The 19,530-nt window shown below is 37.1% G+C and carries 21 protein-coding genes and 1 pseudogene; 15 read left to right on the forward strand and 7 right to left on the reverse strand.

Going from position 1 to position 19,530, the window contains the following annotated elements:
* Positions 1–268: 268 nt before the first annotated feature.
* Entirely contained in the window at positions 269–466 is a 198-nt protein-coding gene (locus tag HGD76_RS11090) for a hypothetical protein (protein WP_148761528.1), read from the reverse strand.
* Between the two features lie 351 nt (positions 467–817).
* Between HGD76_RS11090 and glyA the strand changes: the two genes are divergently transcribed.
* The gene (gene glyA, locus HGD76_RS11095) at positions 818–2,101 is read left to right on the forward strand and encodes a serine hydroxymethyltransferase (protein WP_168695817.1); all 1,284 of its coding nucleotides are present in this window, start codon (positions 818–820) and stop codon (positions 2,099–2,101) included.
* Positions 2,102–2,204: 103 nt separating this feature from the next.
* Here glyA and HGD76_RS11100 read toward each other — a convergent pair whose 3' ends face one another.
* The gene (locus HGD76_RS11100; RefSeq protein ID WP_168695818.1) at positions 2,205–3,737 is read right to left on the reverse strand and encodes a YifB family Mg chelatase-like AAA ATPase; all 1,533 of its coding nucleotides are present in this window, start codon (positions 3,735–3,737) and stop codon (positions 2,205–2,207) included.
* Between the two features lie 165 nt (positions 3,738–3,902).
* On the opposite strand from HGD76_RS11100, the gene HGD76_RS11105 reads away from it, so the two are divergent.
* Positions 3,903–4,466, forward strand: coding sequence for a Uma2 family endonuclease (locus HGD76_RS11105; protein WP_168695819.1), 564 nt, complete (start codon positions 3,903–3,905; stop codon positions 4,464–4,466).
* A 64-nt stretch (positions 4,467–4,530) separates the two neighbouring features.
* Here HGD76_RS11105 and HGD76_RS11110 read toward each other — a convergent pair whose 3' ends face one another.
* Positions 4,531–5,400, reverse strand: coding sequence for an RpnC/YadD family protein (locus tag HGD76_RS11110; RefSeq protein WP_168695820.1), 870 nt, complete (start codon positions 5,398–5,400; stop codon positions 4,531–4,533).
* A 96-nt stretch (positions 5,401–5,496) separates the two neighbouring features.
* Between HGD76_RS11110 and HGD76_RS11115 the strand changes: the two genes are divergently transcribed.
* From HGD76_RS11115 to HGD76_RS11155, 9 genes are all read left to right on the forward strand, one after another.
* On the forward strand, positions 5,497–5,847 hold the full coding sequence (locus HGD76_RS11115; protein ID WP_168695821.1) for a histidine triad nucleotide-binding protein: 351 nt from the start codon (positions 5,497–5,499) through the stop codon (positions 5,845–5,847).
* Positions 5,848–6,070: 223 nt separating this feature from the next.
* A complete protein-coding gene (gene psbA / locus HGD76_RS11120) occupies positions 6,071–7,153 on the forward strand; it encodes a photosystem II reaction center subunit D1 (RefSeq protein ID WP_015078361.1) in 1,083 nt (360 codons plus the stop codon).
* A 146-nt stretch (positions 7,154–7,299) separates the two neighbouring features.
* Positions 7,300–8,565, forward strand: a complete 1,266-nt coding sequence (locus tag HGD76_RS11125; RefSeq protein ID WP_168695822.1) for an ATP-binding protein — start codon at positions 7,300–7,302, stop codon at positions 8,563–8,565.
* A complete protein-coding gene (locus HGD76_RS11130) occupies positions 8,562–8,876 on the forward strand; it encodes a hypothetical protein (protein ID WP_168694544.1) in 315 nt (104 codons plus the stop codon). Before HGD76_RS11125 ends, HGD76_RS11130 begins: the two co-directional genes overlap by 4 nt.
* Before the next feature lie 34 nt (positions 8,877–8,910).
* Positions 8,911–9,201 (forward strand): hypothetical protein, encoded by a 291-nt coding sequence (locus HGD76_RS11135; RefSeq protein ID WP_168695823.1) that lies wholly within the window; start codon positions 8,911–8,913, stop codon positions 9,199–9,201.
* A 29-nt stretch (positions 9,202–9,230) separates the two neighbouring features.
* Positions 9,231–9,707, forward strand: coding sequence for a GNAT family N-acetyltransferase (locus HGD76_RS11140; protein ID WP_148761546.1), 477 nt, complete (start codon positions 9,231–9,233; stop codon positions 9,705–9,707).
* Complete coding sequence (locus HGD76_RS11145) at positions 9,704–10,363, forward strand: ComF family protein (protein ID WP_168695824.1); 660 nt, start codon at positions 9,704–9,706, stop codon at positions 10,361–10,363. The genes HGD76_RS11140 and HGD76_RS11145 overlap by 4 nt, the downstream gene beginning before the upstream one ends.
* Positions 10,364–10,419: 56 nt before the next feature.
* A complete protein-coding gene (locus HGD76_RS11150; RefSeq protein ID WP_015079953.1) occupies positions 10,420–10,875 on the forward strand; it encodes a PPC domain-containing protein in 456 nt (151 codons plus the stop codon).
* Positions 10,876–11,052: 177 nt separating this feature from the next.
* The gene (locus HGD76_RS11155; protein ID WP_015080803.1) at positions 11,053–11,421 is read left to right on the forward strand and encodes a pentapeptide repeat-containing protein; all 369 of its coding nucleotides are present in this window, start codon (positions 11,053–11,055) and stop codon (positions 11,419–11,421) included.
* 116 nt (positions 11,422–11,537) lie between these two features.
* Here the strand turns inward: HGD76_RS11155 and HGD76_RS11160 are convergent, their stop codons facing one another.
* Together HGD76_RS11160 and HGD76_RS11165 are read right to left on the reverse strand one after the other, a co-directional pair.
* Positions 11,538–12,353, reverse strand: a complete 816-nt coding sequence (locus HGD76_RS11160) for a DUF1838 domain-containing protein (RefSeq protein ID WP_168695825.1) — start codon at positions 12,351–12,353, stop codon at positions 11,538–11,540.
* A gap of 44 nt (positions 12,354–12,397) precedes the next feature.
* The gene (locus HGD76_RS11165; protein ID WP_168695826.1) at positions 12,398–13,429 is read right to left on the reverse strand and encodes a VOC family protein; all 1,032 of its coding nucleotides are present in this window, start codon (positions 13,427–13,429) and stop codon (positions 12,398–12,400) included.
* Between the two features lie 23 nt (positions 13,430–13,452).
* On the opposite strand from HGD76_RS11165, the gene xseB reads away from it, so the two are divergent.
* Complete coding sequence (gene xseB / locus HGD76_RS11170) at positions 13,453–13,692, forward strand: exodeoxyribonuclease VII small subunit (RefSeq protein WP_015080802.1); 240 nt, start codon at positions 13,453–13,455, stop codon at positions 13,690–13,692.
* Positions 13,693–13,973: 281 nt separating this feature from the next.
* Here xseB and HGD76_RS11175 read toward each other — a convergent pair whose 3' ends face one another.
* Positions 13,974–14,879: an amino acid ABC transporter substrate-binding protein gene (locus tag HGD76_RS11175; RefSeq protein ID WP_168697427.1), complete on the reverse strand. Its 906-nt coding sequence runs from the start codon at positions 14,877–14,879 to the stop codon at positions 13,974–13,976.
* 287 nt (positions 14,880–15,166) lie between these two features.
* Positions 15,167–15,361 (reverse strand): annotated as a pseudogene (locus HGD76_RS11180) (hypothetical protein); the annotation flags it as partial.
* 167 nt (positions 15,362–15,528) lie between these two features.
* On the opposite strand from HGD76_RS11180, the gene HGD76_RS11185 reads away from it, so the two are divergent.
* The 3 genes from HGD76_RS11185 (at position 15,529) to HGD76_RS11195 (ending at position 18,814) form a co-directional block, all read left to right on the forward strand.
* Positions 15,529–16,506, forward strand: a complete 978-nt coding sequence (locus HGD76_RS11185; RefSeq protein WP_148761555.1) for an Npun_F2552 family protein — start codon at positions 15,529–15,531, stop codon at positions 16,504–16,506.
* A gap of 96 nt (positions 16,507–16,602) precedes the next feature.
* On the forward strand, positions 16,603–17,961 hold the full coding sequence (locus tag HGD76_RS11190; RefSeq protein ID WP_148761557.1) for a GUN4 domain-containing protein: 1,359 nt from the start codon (positions 16,603–16,605) through the stop codon (positions 17,959–17,961).
* A 223-nt stretch (positions 17,962–18,184) separates the two neighbouring features.
* Positions 18,185–18,814: a hypothetical protein gene (locus HGD76_RS11195; protein ID WP_210967769.1), complete on the forward strand. Its 630-nt coding sequence runs from the start codon at positions 18,185–18,187 to the stop codon at positions 18,812–18,814.
* The last annotated feature ends 716 nt before the right edge of the window (positions 18,815–19,530 follow it).

The raw sequence follows: 19,530 nt of genomic DNA on the forward strand, positions 1-19,530 counted from the left end.
ACGCCAAGAAGTGTTTTATTAAGGAGAAACCCCTGATTTATCTCGTCTCGGCATAGCCGTGGCCTGGGTAAACAAGCAATGGTAAATCATGGAGCGTTTAACATTAAAAATTGATGGACTCACAAAAGCAGCAAAAAAATCAAAAGTAAGCGCAATTGCAATACCTGTCGTACTGGTAGTTGTCTTGAGCGTCTAGGAGGATAATTGACTATCCTTTTTAAGCAGGTCTTAAAGAATCTGCGTGTCTTTAGACCGCAGAGTGTCAACATTATTCTACATTGGCGACACGAAAGCCCATAACGCACTCGTATTGATCTGGCTGTTGTTCTGTAAACTTATTAATTGCTTGACCACAGCGCAGTTTACCTCCACCCCAGCGAGGTTGTCCACTACCATTTGCTAGTAAACAAGACTGACAAACCTTTTCAGAGCTAAGGATTTGATTGTCCATTAAAATGACTAACATCTCAACTCCTCCTTGTTGCAAATAGAGTCAGGAAGTAATCTAATGTTGGGTTACACTGTCGCTTCACCCAACCTACAAAGAATTGTAAGTTAATAAATCCACGTTCCTAACTAGATAATCTAGGTTTATTGTATCTTATATATCTTAGATTTTTGTAAGTTTGAGTACAAAATAATACATAAATTCAGGCTACCACGTTGATGAAAGTCAGTAATTCTTAAATAATGACGTTCCCAGTTCTCAAAGCTTTTCCGTCTAAATCCTATAATAAACAAGTTGCCTGATTTCTAACTTTGGTAATAGGTTTAACCGCAATCTCGATTTTCGTCAACTGCCATAAGGATAATAAACGTGACAAAAACTAATTCAGACCTGTTAAAAAACTCTGATCCTGCTATTAATGAACTAATTAACCAAGAATTACAGCGTCAACGAGACCACTTGGAATTAATTGCGAGTGAAAACTTTACCTCTGCTGCGGTATTAGCTGCTCAAGGTTCAGTATTAACCAACAAATACGCTGAAGGATTACCAGGTAAACGCTATTATGGCGGTTGTGAGTTTGTTGACAAAATTGAACAAATAGCCATTGACCGGGCTAAACAGCTATTTGGTGCGGCTCATGCCAATGTTCAACCCCATTCCGGCGCACAAGCTAATTTTGCCGTCTTCCTAACCCTGCTGCAACCAGGGGACACAATTATGGGTATGGACTTATCCCATGGAGGACACCTTACCCACGGTTCACCAGTGAACGTTTCTGGTAAATGGTTCCAAGTCCGTCATTATGGCGTAAGTAAAGAAACTGAACAATTAGACTATGACCAAATTCGTGATTTAGCTATCAAAGAACGGCCTAAACTCTTAATTTGTGGGTATTCAGCCTATCCTCGGATTATTGACTTTCAAAAGTTCCGCAGTATTGCTGATGAAGTTGGCGCGTACTTACTCGCAGATATTGCTCACATTGCTGGTTTAGTGGCGACTGGTCATCATCCCAACCCCCTGCCTTATTGTGATGTTGTCACAACTACAACTCATAAAACTTTACGTGGACCTCGCGGCGGCTTGATTTTGACTCGTGATGCAGAATTGGGTAAAAAGCTGGATAAATCAGTTTTCCCCGGTACTCAAGGTGGACCACTAGAACACGTGATTGCTGGTAAAGCTGTGGCTTTTGGTGAAGCTCTTAAACCTGAGTTTACAACTTATTCTGGCCAAGTGATTGAAAATGCCCGCGCTTTGGCTACTCAATTGCAAAACAGAGGATTCAAATTAGTGTCTAATGGCACGGATAATCACTTAATGTTAGTAGATTTACGTTCTGTTGGTATGACTGGGAAGAAGGGAGATCAACTAGTCAGCAGTGTTAATATTACCGCCAATAAGAATACAGTTCCTTTTGATACTGAATCACCTTTTGTTACCAGTGGTTTAAGATTGGGTTCTCCCGCTATGACTACTAGGGGTTTAGGTGTGGCAGAATTTACGGAAGTTGGCAATATTATTGCTGATCGTTTACTTTCTCCAGATGCGGATACAGTCACTAAAGATTGTTTGATGCGAGTGGCGGCATTGTGCGATCGCTTCCCATTATATCCTCACTTGGAAATTCCTGTACCAGCCCTAGCTTAATAAACTTTGGATTTTGGGTTATTGATACTGATCCAAAATCCAAAATTTGGTTTTTAAACCGACTATTTTTGCTTTATTTGTTCTATCGCACTGGACAGGGTAGTTATTGCATTCTATCAATTGTCCGATATTGAATTGCTTCGGCTACGTGCTGGGGTTTAAGGTTTTCATCTGCTGCTAAATCTGCTATAGTTCGTGCTACTTTAAGAATGCGATCGCTTGCTCTTGCGGATAACCCTAATTTCCTAATTGCTGCTTCTAATAAAGTCCGACTAGCATCATCTAAATTACACCATTTTTGTAAATGACGACTTTGCATTTGAGCATTACATTGTAAATCTTCTTCTTTTTGAAATCGAATCATAGCCAATTCTCGTGCTTTTTTCACTCTTTCTGCTACAGATTTTGACGCTTCTCCCGTTGGTTGTTGAGTAATTTCTTCGGGTTTCAAACGATTTACTGCTACTTGCAAATCAATTCTATCCATTAATGGTCCAGACAATTTTGCCCAATATTGTTCCCGTTGTCGAGGTGAACAAGTACATCCTTGAATTGTATCACCATAATAACCGCAAGGACAGGGATTTGTACTGGCTACTAATGTAAATTGTGCCGGAAAAGTGACAGATTGTTTAGTTCTAGAAATTGTCACAAAACCATCTTCCAAAGGTTGACGTAAAAACTCCAAAACATCTCTTTTAAATTCTGTTAATTCATCTAAAAAAAGTACACCTCTATGAGATAATGAAATTTCGCCAGGACGAGGAAAAGTACCACCACCAACTAAAGATGGACCAGATGCGGAATGGTGGGGACTTCTAAAAGGTCTTTCTCTAACTAATGAACCTCGATTTTTCAACAATCCAGCCACAGAATGAATGCGTGTTACTTCCAAAGATTCAGGAAAACTTAAAGGTGGTAAAATTCCCGATAATCGCCGTGCTAACATCGTTTTTCCGCTTCCTGGTGGTCCAACGAAAATCAAATTGTGTCCTCCCGCAGCCGCAATTTCTAAAGCCCTGCGGGCGTGCGCTTGTCCTTTAATATCTTGCAAATCTGCTAAATTTAAAGATGTTTCTTGGGTAGTTTCTACTGCTTTATTTAACTGGACAGGTTTATATTTTTTAGGATTATTTAATAAGTCCACTACATCAGCAATATCTTTACAACCATAAACCATTAAACCTTCAACAACAGCGGCTTCTTGGGCATTATCAACAGGAACAACTAAACCTGTAATTCCCATCTTTTTTGCAGTTGCAGCAATAGGTAAAACACCAGCAACAGGACGCAAACTACCATCTAAAGAAACTTCCCCCAAAAATAAAAAATCTCCTAACAAATCGGCGTTAACTTGTTCAGAAGCTGCTAAAATTCCCACACTAATTGGTAAATCAAAAGCGGGTCCCTCTTTCCTCAAATCTGCGGGAGTTAGGTTAATGACAATTTTCCGGATGGGAAAAGCAAAACCCGCATTTTTCAAAGTTGCTTTTACCCGTTCTTTAGATTCTTGAATTGCGGAATCTGGTAAACCTAAAATCACAATTCCCGGTAAACCACCGGAAACATCAACTTCTACTCCCACTTTTACAGCGTCAATCCCGATGATAGATGCACTCCAAACTCTAGCCAGCATTTTTTATATATCAATAAACCTTGATCATATCAAAGCAGATTTTTGGGTGCATTAACAATGAGTGAAATCACCCAAGAGGATTGTTAATATAATAATAGCGGTTAGATGATGTGATGCCACGATAATTGATTTAGAATAATTACAATTCACTTAACTCAAACGATAATGGTTCAAACTCCCACTAAACTCCTAACCTTAGATGAATTTCTCAAACAGCCAGAAACCAAACCAGCCAGCGAATTTATAGACAGTAAAATTATCCAAAAACCTATGCCTCAAGGAAAACACAGCACGGTGCAACTTGATCTCGGTGCTGATATCAATATAGCTCTCAAACCCCAGCATATCGCTCGTGCTTATTCGGAACTGCGCTGTACCTTTGGGAGTAAATCTATTGTTCCTGATATCGCAGTTTTTACTTGGGAACGTATTCCCCGTGACGAAAATGGTAAAGTATCTAATACCTTTGCACTCGCACCAGACTGGACAATTGAAATTCTTTCTCCTGATCAAAGTCAAACTAAAGTTGTTCGCAATATCCTTCATTGTCTCACTCATGGGACTCAAATGGGGTGGTTGATTGACCCAGAAGAAGAATTAGTATTTGTTTATTTTAGCAATCGTACCATTGAAGTTTTTGAAGTTGCAAGCGATCGCCTACCTGTTCCCCATTTTGCAGAGTCCTTTAAGCTAACAATTGGTCAACTTTTTAGTTGGTTAAGCGAATAGCAAAACATGACAAATTATCTGCGTTTTTACCTTTTATACTCGTGATAGTTGAGATTTGAACTTGTTATGAGAAACTTTGGAGTATGTGTTTTAGTTCCTCTAAACTTTCAACGGTGAGAATCGAGCGTTGAATTGTTTTTAGTGTCTCAAGATCAGATATTTCTGATATTTTCGGCATGAATTTTAATCCTTCATTACCAAATTTTACTTCTAAACATAACTCAATGCTTGAGAGTCTATCTTTCTTTTCTCCTTTTTGTTCTCCTTGCTGTTCTCCTTGTTGCAATATTTCCTGATACCAAGGTGATTCGCGTAAAACTGTCATATCCCACCTCATAATTTCTTGAACTAAGGAACTATCTAATACAAACGTAGCAGAAAAAGCAAGAACCGTTTCTAATTGATTTAATTGTTCATCAGCTTGCAATAAACGCAATGCTTCCCGAATTATAGATTCATCTTCACCACCTTTGAGAATCGGCACAAAAGGCAGTAGAGACGGTAAAGGTTGTTCTAAGGCAATTTTAACATCTACTTCCCACAGGTTAATTACTCGGTAATCTTGACGCACTTCTAAACCAGCAAGATTAGATTCAAATCGTGTTGGGATTTCAGCATCACCTGTTTTGAGAATGTTAATTAGTACAGGATATGTGGGTAATTTATATTTTTCTTCAGCTAATCCTGCATAAGCTCGCATCCTTCGCGGCAGTTCTGACTTATACCGCAATTGCAATTCATTGAGAACCATAAATTCCCCATATTCTTTACTTTCAGCACGGATAAGTACATCACTTTCCCTACTAATCCATTGAAATTCAGAATTGAGAATTTCCCCAGCAACCACATCCGGGATTTGCGTTACCCATTTTACCCAATTATTGGGTGCAAGACTAATTAAGCGTTTGGTACTAACATCCGCAGGTTTGGCCATAAAACTATAAATGCACTGACTACACAATAGCTTAACTTTTTATCGCCTGTTCCAGCGATCGCTTAAAATCTTGAGCAGATGAGTAAGTAAAACTGCATGAGTCCGAACACAGAAACCATTTTTAGTAAAATCATTCGTAAAGAAATTCCCGCGAATATTGTTTATGAAGACGATTTAGCTTTGGCTTTTACAGATGTTAACCCCCAAGCACCAGTTCACATCCTTGTAATTCCCAAAAAACCCATAGTTAATCTAGCTACCGCAGAACCTGAAGATCAAGCACTTTTAGGACATCTATTATTAACAGTCCAGAAAGTTGCAGCACAAGCAGGACTGGAAAACGGTTATCGCGTAGTTATGAACACTGGTGTTGATGGCGGACAAACAGTCTATCATCTCCATATACATATACTAGGCGGTCGTTCTATGTCCTGGCCTCCTGGTTGAATTTTACATCTGAAATAGTCCAGAACTCCTGTGGGGTGGGCATCCTGCCCGCCTAATTATCACAATAGCTGCTGTTAATCCCATGATATCAGAAAAACTAATGACTTTCATAACTAATACCTACTTTAAATAGCTTTACAAATCGAAACATAAAGCTTAATATAAATTCATGAGGTAGAAACACCTACCAAAACATACATAACTCAAACGCAATTATAAACACATGACAACTACCTTACAACAGCGCGAAAGTGCTAACGTATGGAATCGCTTCTGCGAATGGATCACCAGCACTGACAACCGTTTATATATCGGTTGGTTCGGAGTATTAATGATCCCTACCCTCCTCGCTGCAATTACTTGCTTTGTAATTGCATTTATCGCTGCTCCTCCCGTGGACATTGACGGTATCCGCGAACCAGTTGCAGGTTCTCTACTCTACGGAAACAACATCATCTCCGGTGCAGTAGTTCCTTCCTCCAACGCTATCGGTTTACACTTCTACCCTATTTGGGAATCTGCTTCTTTAGATGAGTGGTTGTATAACGGCGGTCCTTACCAGTTAGTAGTATTCCACTTCTTGATCGGCGTATTCTGCTACCTCGGTCGTGAATGGGAACTTTCTTACCGCTTAGGAATGCGTCCTTGGATTTGCCTAGCATTCTCCGCACCTGTAGCTGCTGCTACCGCAGTATTCTTGATCTACCCAATCGGTCAAGGTTCATTCTCAGACGGTATGCCTTTAGGTATCTCTGGAACATTCAACTTCATGATCGTGTTCCAAGCAGAACACAACATCTTGATGCACCCCTTCCATATGTTAGGTGTAGCTGGTGTCTTCGGTGGTTCTTTGTTCTCTGCAATGCACGGTTCACTTGTGACTTCTTCCTTGGTTAAAGAAACAACCGAAAACGAATCACAAAACTACGGTTATAAATTCGGTCAAGAAGAAGAAACCTATAACATCGTTGCTGCTCACGGTTACTTCGGTCGCTTGATTTTCCAATACGCTTCCTTCAACAACAGCCGTCAACTACACTTCTTACTAGCTGCTTGGCCTGTAATTGGTATCTGGTTCACAGCTTTGGGTGTTAGCACAATGGCGTTTAACCTCAACGGTTTTAACTTCAACCAATCCGTCATGGATTCTCAAGGTCGCGTTATTGCTACCTGGGCTGACGTAATCAACCGCGCTAACTTAGGTATGGAAGTAATGCACGAGCGTAACGCTCACAACTTCCCTCTAGATTTGGCTGCTGCTGATGTTGCTCCTGTTGCTTTAAGCGCTCCTGCAATCAACGGTTAATAACTAGAGTCTAGTTAAATAAAAAACGCTCTCCACGAGGGGGGCGTTTTTATTATGAAAAATAAATTATTGTTAATCAGAGTTTGAATTATAATATTTGTGCTAGAAAAGGAAAACGAAGTAAATACAGCAAATAAAGATGATATATGAGTCAAATAAAAGTTAAAAATTTCGGACCAATTAAATCAGGTTTCGCAGAAAATAATGGATTTATAGACATTCGTAAAATTACTGTTTTTATCGGTAATCAAGGAACGGGAAAAAGTAGTATCGCTAAACTAATTTCAACATTAAGTTGGTTGGAAAAACAGTTGTATCGTGGAAATTTAGAAATAAAATATGTAAAAAACTATAATAGGTTTATTAGAACATATTGTAACTATCATAACTTGAAGAATTATTTCTTGCCAGAAACTGAAATTGAATATGTAGGAAATGCTTTTTCTTTTTATTTCCAAGAGGGAAAATTAAAAGTTTTTCCTATGATTAAACAATTAGATCTGTTTTCTAATAATAATAGTCCCCAAGAATATATTGTACCTAAAATTATGTATGTACCAGCAGAAAGAAACTTTTTTAGTGTTGTCAAGGGGGCTGAAAAAGTAAAAGAATTACCTCAATCATTATCTACTTTTTTTGAGGAATTAGAGCGTTCACAGCAGGAATTATCAGAAAGTTTGACTTTACCAGTGGGTGATGTAAAGTTGGAATTTGATCAAAAAGATAATACTTTAAATATTATAGGAAGTGATTATAAATTAAATATTTCCGAATCTTCAAGCGGGTTTCAATCTTTTATTCCTTTGTTTTTAGTTTCTAGAAATATTGCGTTATCTATTGGTCAAAATCAAGATTCTTCCCAAAATGAACTTAGTGGAGAAGAACAACAAAGATTAAAAACAGAAATTGAAAAAATCCTATCCAATGATAATCTTTCTGAGGAATTTAAAAAAGCTGCTTTGGAAGTATTATCTTCTAAATATAAAAATGAATGTTTTTTAAATATTGTTGAAGAAATAGAACAAAATCTGTTTCCCAAATCGCAAAAAGACGTTTTATATAAATTGTTAGAATTTGCTAACCTTACAGAAGGTAATACACTAATTCTCACTACCCACAGTCCTTATATTATTAATTATCTGACATTAGCAATCAAGGGATATCAGGTTTTACAGAAAATTCTAGATTTACCAAACAGCAATTTACTAAAGGAACAACTAGAAAATATTGTTCCTCAAGCATCTTGTGTATCTGATGAGGATTCAATTGTATATGAATTAACAGAGACAGGGGAAATTATCAAACTTTCTACTTATGAAGGATTACCTACTGATGAAAATTATCTCAATTCTTTCTTAGCAGAGACTAATAACCTTTTTGATGATTTACTAGAAATTGAGGAACAAATATGAGTATAAATTTTTTTGATGCTAATTGTCAAAGTCAGACAAATCAGTATAAATTTGGACTTTGTGATGATCCTAACGAAGATCCTGCTTATATTGATACTGATATTGATGATTGTAGCAAATGGATTGCTATTGTTGAAAATAATCAAGAAATAGAGGTGATATTTACCGCAGGGCAAACGCACCTAAATTCTGTAATCCATGCCCAGCAAGGGTTTCAACCTTTAGTTACAAAAATTAACAATCGTCAAAACCTTTGTCCAGTAAGCATTCTAAAAATAAGATGCGCTTGCCCTGATATTTACCGCTATTGATAATTGTATTGAAATTCTCAGATCAGATGGTACAATGGATAACCGTTGTGATGGTATGCTGACTTACAACAATCATCTTATTTTCGTGGAATTAAAAGAGAAAAATTATAGAAATAATTGGGTTGTAAAGGGAGAGAAACAATTAAAAAATACAATTAATGTTTTTATTGCAAATCATGATTTAGAAATTTATAAATCTAAAAAGGCATATATAGCTAATAACAAAAAACCTAATTTTCAGTCTTCACAAATTACAAGAATGGATAAATTTAAGGATGAAACAGGTTTTAGATTAATCATCCAAAACACCATAGAAATTTCCTAAATAGTATTCTAATTTAATGGACTAAATTTATGTATCAATACCAAGATTTTATCATTCGCAATTGGCAAGAAAAAGACCGCATTTTTGCAGCCACAGTTATTAGTTCTATATTATCAGAATATGGTTTACCTTGGCAACCGGAAGCAGCAGACAAGGATGTATTAAATATTGAAGAATATTATTTAGCAACTGGTGGAGAATTTTGGGTAATTGAACATCAAAATCAGATTGTCGGGACTGCTGCCTATTATCCCATAAATCGCGGCGAAAAAGCGGTAGAAATTAGAAAAATGTATCTTTTACCAAAAGTGCGTGGTTTAGGATTAGGAAAATATTTATTACAACAACTAGAAACAGCAATTGCTTTACGGGGATTTAAGCAAATTTGGATTGAAACCGCCAGTATTTTAGCTGAAGCTGTTAAACTTTATGAAAGTAATGGTTATCTACCAACAACAGGTGTAGAAACTAGCAGATGTGATTTAGTCTATGTAAAATATCTATGATCAAGATATTCAAAAACCTTCTGAGTCTTTTTCTTAAATCCTCTTGTCCCCTGTGTCAGCGTCCTACACCCAGGGAACTTTGTCCATATTGCATCAAACAAATTCAAATTTGTCACAAACAAAATCCTGCTTATTTATGGAAACAACCATTACCAATATTTGTGTGGGGAAATTATGGTGGTGCAGTCAAAAGAGCGATCGCTGCATTAAAATATGAGAATCAGCCACAAATTGGTTATGTGTTAGGAGAATGGTTAGGGGAATCATGGTTATTACATTCACCGCAACCACAACAACAGCTTTTAGTTGTTCCTATCCCTATGCACCCCAAAAAACAAAAACAACGGGGCTTTAATCAAGCTGCATTAATAGCTGAAGGTTTTTGTAATGTGACAGGATACAAATTGAAAATCAATGGTTTAGAACGCATTAAGGAAACCAAAGCACAATTTAGTTTATCCGCAGTTCAAAGACAAGAAAATTTAGTAAATGCTTTTGTGATTGGTAAAGATTTGCGTCGTCATCCCCATATACCAATCTTATTAGTGGATGATATTTATACTACTGGTGCTACTGTTAAAGCTGCTGTACAGACTCTTGAACAACATCAAATTACAGTCTTGGGTGTAGCTGCTGTTGCCACGACAAATAAATAAAAATCAAGCTATATTAGATTAGTTACCCTGTATTTCTGGGAACAGTATTTCAATTTATGAAAAAGATTTTTGCAGTGGGTTTCAGAAACATCTTAATTATTCCTATTACATTACTAACAATGGGGATTTGGATCAAAACAGCCTCAGCACAAAATAAGTTATATAGCCCTATTCCGTTAACTAATTTGACAGAAATTTCTGATACCTTATCAAACAAAGATATTCCCACAGGACAAGGGGGATTTGCTCGTGATTATGCAATCAAATTAAATCAGGGTGATAATCTATCTATTGATTTGTCATCGGAAAACTTTGACAGCATTATTACACTATTAGCACCCAATGGTTCAACAGCAGGAGAAAATGATGATGCTCCCGACGGTACAAGTAATTCTCTATTATTTACCCGCATTACAGAAACAGGAACTTACATTGTGCGCGTTCATTCTTTTGGGGAAACTGGGGTAGGGAAGTTTAAACTCAAGGTGACAAAACTGCAACCTGTGAAGTAGCCTTTGCTCGTCCAATCCCATCCTTAATTGGGTATAATTGAATTGACGAGTTAAACGGAATAAATTATGAAAATTCAAGTAATCATATAGGCAAAAATTTTTGTGGTGATAAAATGCCAATAAACAACTTAGGAACTATTCTGGAGATAGAGGTTTTGTTGCTCAAGTAGGTTAGATATGGAAACTGAGGAACTAAAACGGCGTTATCTTGCAGGAGAAAGATATTTTGTTTCTGCTAAATTAATCAGGGCTAAATTAATTAATGCCTATTTACCCGGAATTAATTTATGGGGAGCAGATTTAAGTGAAGCTAACTTAGCTAAAGCTAAACTCTGGGGTGCAGATTTGAGTGGAACGAATTTAGCAAAGGCAAATTTGACTAAAGCAAATTTATCTGGTGTCAATCTCACTGAAGCAAATCTTCGGGGTGCTAGGCTGCATTATACTAAGTTATATGGAGCGAATTTACATCGTGCATATTATGATGAAAGCACCAAATTTCCTCGAAATTTTGATCCTCTTAGTCACAATATGCACAAGTTGTAATTACAGCGATTTTCGGGTAAATGAACCACATTTTTTTGCCTCACGCTCCAGACGCAGAGGTGCAAAGAGGAATCAAGAGTTTGGTCTAAATACATGAAAACTGCTGTAATTGTCAATTAAACTGATTCTGGTGCTGGTATGGGGAATATTTCTCCAGCTAAATATGCGGAAAAGTGCTTTTGAAAATAAAGCCAAGATGTCATATCTTCCCCCTCAACATAACTTTTTGGGGCTGCTTTATATAAAGGAACGCGAGTATTTATTTCCTGTTGTAAAATTGGGTGTAATGCTTGTAAACCGCTGACTTTATTACCTGTAGCACTGTAGATTAAATAACCAGGATGTTTACCCATTTTCATCCAAGGTAACCATTGACCAATTCTATCCCAAGACAGGCTTAATTGCGTAACTGAATTTAGTTCTGCATTTTCTAATTCTGCTGTAGGTACAGAGATTTTAAATAATTCTGCGGCTTGATAAATTCCTCCTGGACAATAATCAGCAAATTCGGGATTTTCGGCTAAAGGATTCGGATAGTTAGGAAAGATATCAAATACAAAATTAGTTTTTTCTCCTGCTATTTGGACAGGTAATTTATTTTTAAATTGACCTTGAACGGGACTATTAGCAACGTGCATAACTGTAACTGTTTCCTCTGTCCAAGGGTTTTCCCATTGATGTAAAATCTCCTTTGTTTCTGGGTTGAGATAATAAGTCAGTTCTCTAGAAGTAAAATCCCAACTACCTTCCTCAGTGGGAATACAACGACTTACACTCATTCCCACAATTTTAAATAATAATTGTCGTTTTTCTCCAGGAATAAAACTATAAATATTCCCTGTCCAACTCAGAAAATTAGATTCGTTAGCATCTAAAGAAGCACGGGTTTTAATCCATTGTTCAACATCTACTAATTGGGTTTGTCCTATCATGCTATATCTCCTGAAATCTTAAATCTTGTTAAATTGGCTAATTTTTACTTACTTTCCACTATATTCCAAAAATAACCATCTGGGGCAACAAAAGAAAAACTATTTTCTGCAAATTCATTATTTACAATTTCCGTAATTTGTTTTGCTGCACTTTCTCGCACTAGTTGCCAATACGTCTCTATTTCCTGCACTTTATAAGTATAAAGACACATTCCTAAACTTCCTGGTTGGGCATCTACAGAACGTGATTCTAAGGTAATATTTTCTGGAAAGCGAATAATATAAAGTCTACCACTTCGCGCTGCCATAAAATCAGTTTGAGAAGAACGAGGATCATCAAAAGCCGTAACTATAAATTTTTCTCCTGGGTTCAGTGCAAAAAATTCTCTTCCTGCTAAAGATGATTCATAAGTTGTTTCTATATCATCACGTACACGCAATAAACCTAAAGCTTGTTCATAGAATTTGAGAATTTCCTTACTATCATCTTGGACAACTATACCTACATGAGTAAACTGACTAGTTTTTAAAGGTGAATGATCATTAATCTGTCCATAATTAGTCACATCATAACCAAAACGTTGAAATAAAACTTGCCGACTAAATGGTTGAAGTAATAGCATTTCTCGTACCCCCACCAACGGTTCTACGAAAGGACGAATTTTTTGATCTTTGTTATAAATTACTTCCCAGTGAGTTTGAGTGTAAAGAATGTTTTCACCAATTGATTTTGCTGCTTCCGCATGATTTAAAATCCCTAATATATCAGCAGTTAAGCTAGTAGCCCAACGATTACCTTTTGTTTTCATGGAACTCACACCTAACCCTGTAGATGTAGGATTTTGCCAAATCATTAACCGAATTAATCCATGATCTGCATTTTGATGATAAAGTCGAATAGTCTGTAAAGGTGAATTTACCCGATATAGTTGATAAGCTGTAGTTGCGGTTAATTCTCCTATTTCTCCAATCCGATAACCAAATTGTTGCCAATATTGAATTGCGGAAATAGCATCTGTGACACCAATACAGACTTCATATATGCTGCTAATTGTTGTATTATTGTTTGAATTCATAATTTATTTAGGGGGAAAATTTTATGGTTAAACGGAATAATTCAGTTAAGTCCATGTCCGCAAATGGGGAAAGTTATGAAGCTAAGATAGCAGAAATTGAAACTATTATCACTCGCATTGAAGGAGGTGAATTACAATTAGCGGATATATTTGCAGAATTTGCCACTGCGGTTAAGTATTTACAAGAATGTGATAGTTTTCTACAGCAGCAACAGCAGCAGGTAGATTTGTTAATTGAAACTTTGCAAGATGACCAGAAGTAAATAAATGGAAGACAATCAAAATATGCGACGATATGCAAATTTTCCTGAATGCGTTATCTTAGTTGAGTTTTGTAAAATTGTCAAAACCAAATAAGTAATAAATACTTTTTAAATACAGCCAAACATACCATTCATTATTACCGTAATTGTGGTAATTGCCAAAATTAGTTAATTCAGGTATCAGAAACAAACATCATTTTGGATATGTTGAAACTTTACCTGATTAACCAAATTAAGAAAAAATTAACTTGTGAGACTATTTGCTAATTAATAACTACGGCTTACAAATCTTTCTGAGGAATCGGTTCATGAAACTCGATCATTAATTGCATGGTTTCTACGGCTAAATCACGTAAATCTTGATTGAGATATACAGCACCTTGAGAACCAAACCAACGGTCAAAAATCGCCACATATTTGGAGTTATTGTTCACAAATCCTTGCATAAATTTGACGAGGGAATAATTCACTGAATTGAGGAATTTAGAGTTATTCTCAGGAACCATACAAGCAATTCCTTCTCGTGAATAGGGACGAGGGGGGACTATGGCAAAACTATCTGGATTTTTTGCTGTTTGTAACCATCCCTCTAAAAGAATGCTATCGGATGCAAAAGCGTCAATTTTACCCTGTTCCAAAGCTGCAAATGCTTCCGGTCTAGTCTTAAAATATACAAGCTTAGACTGGGGTTGTATTTGCTTGATTGCTTGTTCATTGGTAGTTCCAGCTAACACACCCACACGCTTATTAATCAGGGATTCTGGTGAACCTAAATTGGTTTCCTTTTTAATTAAAATTTGCGTCCCTGTGACACCATAACTAATAGAAAAATCAACTTTTTTATCTCGTTCCCAAGTAAAACTACTGGCATCACAGACAATATCAACTTGTCGGTTAATTATCTTAGGAATCCTTGCTGCTGGGGTAACTGCAACTAATTTAAGTGTAATTTTTTTGCCTAATTCTTTCTCTAATTGCTGTTGGATTAAAGTTAGCATATCCACAGAATAACCAGTCAATTTTCCTTGACTGTTGGAGTAGGCAAATGGTAAAGCATCTTTGCTTGTACCAGCAGTTAATACTCCTGTTCGGGCTACTTTTTCCATCACTGTTTCTGCCTTAGCAACACCGGGTATTAATCCTGATAATATCAAACCGAAGATCACAGGGGCAATATTTTTATATATCTTCGACATAGTGAAAGCAGGTAAATGGGAGAGATTTATTTTGGTACTTACAAACATATTAATCTTGGGGAATCCATAGAATCAAAATGATTAAATTATCTCTATTAAAGATCAAGTTAACAGTTCTAGAAATGATTCTTCACATTAGACCCTGTACAGAATTATGAAACCAATTAATTCATCCGTCTTGATCTGCGTTTATCTGCGTTTATCTGCGTTTATATAGCGATCGCAGAGGAAATTATCAAAAATTCTGAATTGATGAAAAGTTCCTTGTCTGGTAATAGTTCCACATAACCACTAACAATATTTTCTGTCTCTACCCCTACCACATCAAAATCTTGTAACTGCATCCAATGTAATACTTCTTTGACATCAGCATCAACCGACACAGCCTTGAGAGGTTCGGCTACATATTCTATAGTGATACTTTTCTCAAATAGGCCGCGTAAATCTTGCGAGCGTGATTTTAGCTGTTTCATCTACCCTGAGAAATAAAATAAATATTAGCAAAATTAGTATTTCATAAAACTCCCTACCATAACTGTTCTTTAGATTCATCTTTGTCAAAGTAGGAAGAACTTTTCCACTATAGTTTAATTTTTGATACAGTATTAATGCTGAATGTAATATAACGCAATTATTTTCCATGTCAACACAAAAACCATCTGTTAGTCTCATTCGGGCTAAATCCTACGAACAGGAAGCTTTAAAAGAATCCTTAGAAACACTGCTAGAACCTTTAGGGGGTATGGCTGCTTTTGTGAAACCAGGAAACCGCGTTTTACTCAAACCCAACCTGCTCACAGGTTCTCGTCCTACTAAAGAATGCACCACCAGACCAGAATTAGTGCGTGCTGTTGCCGAAATGGTAATTGCAGTGGGTGGAAATCCATTTTTAGGAGATAGTCCCGCTTTTGGTAGTGCTAAAGGTGTGGCCATAGCGAATGGTTTATTACCAATTTTAGAAGAACTAAAATTACCACTGGTGGAATTTCACGGGAAACGTTATCAAACCGTCAACGACAATTTTAATCACTTGCTTTTATCGAAAGAAGCAATGGAAGCAGACGTGATTATTAATCTGCCTAAAGTTAAATCTCATATGCAATTAACCCTAACTTTAGGAGTTAAAAATCTCTTTGGTTGTGTTCCTGGGAAAATGAAAGCTTGGTGGCACATGGAAGCTGGTAAAGATGCTAACAAATTTGGAGAAATGTTAGTAGAAACTGCCAGAGCAATTAATCCAACTTTAACAATTTTAGATGGAATTATTGGTCATGAAGGTAATGGACCAAGTGGGGGAGAACCTAGGAAATTAGAAATTCTAGCAGCTGCGAGTAATGTATTTGCTTTAGATAGAGCAATGTTAGAAATTCTCCAAGTTGCACCCGCACAAGTTCCCACAGTTGCAGCTTCCCAAAGATTGGGAATATGTCCAGAATTAAGTGATATTCACTTTCCGAATTTATCACCCGATTTATTACAAATTACAGATTGGCAATTACCCGAAAAGTTAATGCCCATAGATTTTGCCATGCCGCGTGTGATTAAGTCTACTTTTAGGCATCTTTACATCAGGTTTATCAAAGAACCTATGAGCGCTTATACTGGAGGACGCTTGTAAGGTAAAGTATGGGCAGGGAGTAAATTCCCTGTCTAAACCCATTGATTCTACCAAGTAGGTGTGATACCATCTCACTTAAGTCATTTGTATGTAAATATGAATCTATCTAACCAAATACTGAAAAATAATTCTGCTATTTTCTCAGTTACGGTATCAACATTTGTATTTTTTGTAGCATTGATTTCCGTGCAAGCGGAAAAACTTGAGGACGCTGCCCAACAAACTACAGTACAAATTAATAGTGAAGGTAATGACTCGCCCGGCGGCTCAGGTGTAATTATTGACAAAAAAGGAAAAATTTACACCGTTCTAACGGCTAATCATGTTGTATGTGATGCCATACAGGGACGCAAACCAGTTACCTGTAGCACGGGCATTAATTACACAATTCATACTTATAATGGCAAAGATTATCCCATTAAAGACCGTCAAATATTCCAAAAAAATCCGAAAGACCCAGATTTAGCTATAGTTACCTTTGAAGCTCAGGAAAACTATCCTGTCGCTGCTTTAGGAAATTCTGAGGAGATAAAAATTGGGGCAGAGATTAAAGTCACCGGATTTCCCAGTATTTTTGGTAATAAAGGCAAGGATAGAACATATACCGTCACACCGGGTACAGTAGTCACTTTCAATCCTGGAGCGGTCAACGGTTACAGATTAGTATACAATGCTACTACCTTTGTTGGTAACAGTGGTGGACCTGTATTTGATGGTAATGGTAGAGTTATTGGTATTCACGGACTAGCAGATGCAGATGGCGGAGATGACAATGATTCTGGTCAGTCAGAAACAAGAGTCAGACGAAAACCAATCACACCTGTGAAAAAGCCAAAAATTGGACAACAGGAAACGGGAACTTCTGGACAGGGAAAAACGGGATTTAATGCGGCAATTCCGATTAATATCTTTTTCTCCCTCACTGGTCAGAAACCTCCTACTGGGGGTGAGATTCCACCAAAAAAAGCCAGAGAAAAGAAAGAAATAGAAGTAGCAACCAGAGGGAATACTGGAAACTTTCCCGCTAGTATGGACAAATTGGAAAAATTATTATCTCAAGGTGATTGGAAAGGGGCTGACGAGGAAACAAAGTCTCTAATGCTGGAGATTAGCCAAGCTTCTGGATCACTCAATGATAAGGCAATTTCTCGATTGTCCTGCGGAAATTTAAGTGCTATTAATCAAATTTGGCAAACTCAAAGTCAAGGTCGCTTTGGTTTTTCTGCACAAGCACAAAAATGGAAGAGTTTATTTGGTAATAAATTTGAACCAACTAACGAGCATTTTGAAGATTTTGCTACTGATTTAGGCTGGCGTTATCGAGGTAGATATTTATCTAATAATCAGCTTAAATACTCTTTAGATGCGCCTAAAGGATATCTCCCTAGAGCATTTTTAGATGGACCTGTTTGGGGAAATTTTATTGCGTATTTCGATGGTTGCAAGATAAAGTAATTTCATACCTAGATGAATCTGCATACAATTTGAAAAGCATAAAACTATTGCTTATTAATTGCTGCGGGTATATATAGCTATAAATTGAGCCAAGCTTACTAACCTCATAGTTCAATCCGGTTCAATATCAAGAATTGAACTCAACAATCCAAGTTAATATCCTTCGTTAACTGAAGCTTATTGACTAAATAACCTACAAATTCTTTACTTTATGGTGAGAAAAATGTCAAAGAGAACTCGCTGCATATCCTATTTGATGAAGATTGTTGTATTGTCCACTCCATTAGTATTCATGCAATCCTTGCCGAGTTGGGGACAATCTGCTCCTGCTGCACCTGAGATTGGGTTTGAAGTTGAGGGACAATCAGAACTTAATCAAATAGTTTTGCCTTTGTTTAAATATGTGGGTGAATGTCCTAGTGCTACAACTTATATAAGTGATACTAAAGCTTGGTTTACATCCTCAAGTGAACCACCAAAAAATGGCAGGAGAGTAATTATCAGAAACATTTCCCGGGGAATGTCTCCTGATAATTTCCCATACACTGATCGAGATTATAGTAAAGGGAGAGGCTCAGAGTCCACCAAAATAAGTATCGGGACTCGGCATAGTGGTAGTGCATTTGTTGTGAAAAGAGATGCCAATGAATTTGAATATGAGATTAGACAAGATAATTCAGTAGTTGAGAGGGGACAATTTTCTTCATTTGTCCGTGGAAGTTCTACTGTGTCAGAAATTCCTAGAGAAAAAAAGGAGGTTGATAAAGGATACTGTGCAGAATCAGGTAGAGGTTTGTTTTCCCCTTGTCGTCGCTGGGTAGAAAACAAAGTTAAAGAGTGTCCGAAAGACTAATATCTTATAAGGGAAATGCCGAAAACCCTTGCGGAGTATAGCTGACTTAGGAAGCTACATCTGTGCTTTAGAGGATGTTTTAAAAGTTTTTCATGTGTAAACAGACCCCTCTCCAAACCTCTCCCCTGGTAGGGGAGAGGCTTTAAAACCCCCATTCCCTTGTAGGGAAGGGGGGTAGGGGGGTTAGGTTTTTGGAGATTATGGGTTTCATATAATACTTTTCAAACAACCTCTTAGACAAGGGATGAAGGCTAGAGGCTTTCCTTTATCCTGCATTGACATTAATTTAAAAATTTGAAATAATTTCAAATTTTAATCCATATTCGTGAGACAATTAAATTGTCAGCAAAGACATTAAAAACCTACCGGGGGACTCTCGGAAAGTTACGCTTGTCAGAGATGATTCTGCCAGTAATGGCAAACAGGATCAGGGCAAGAACCCAAATATTTAAGGAACCCTGCCTGAGGCTGGGATAACTGAGAGATATAGACTGAAACTCTCTATAGAATCCCCGCGTCTTTAGACCGGGGAGTGTCAATGAACTAATTAGAGATTACGAAATCAACCGAAAACTTGCCTGTAGAGACGTTCCATGGAACGTCTCTATATTTTTTTGCCGTTCCTTCTAATCCCAAAATAATGTAGTGTTTCGTAGTCAAAAGTAGGAATAAGCATCTTTGCTGTGGAGTTTTTTAAGTTGTAAATTTAGCAATGG

Origin of the sequence: Dolichospermum flos-aquae CCAP 1403/13F, assembly GCF_012516395.1 — a bacterium.
Taxonomy (GTDB): Bacteria; Cyanobacteriota; Cyanobacteriia; order Cyanobacteriales; family Nostocaceae; genus Dolichospermum; species Dolichospermum lemmermannii.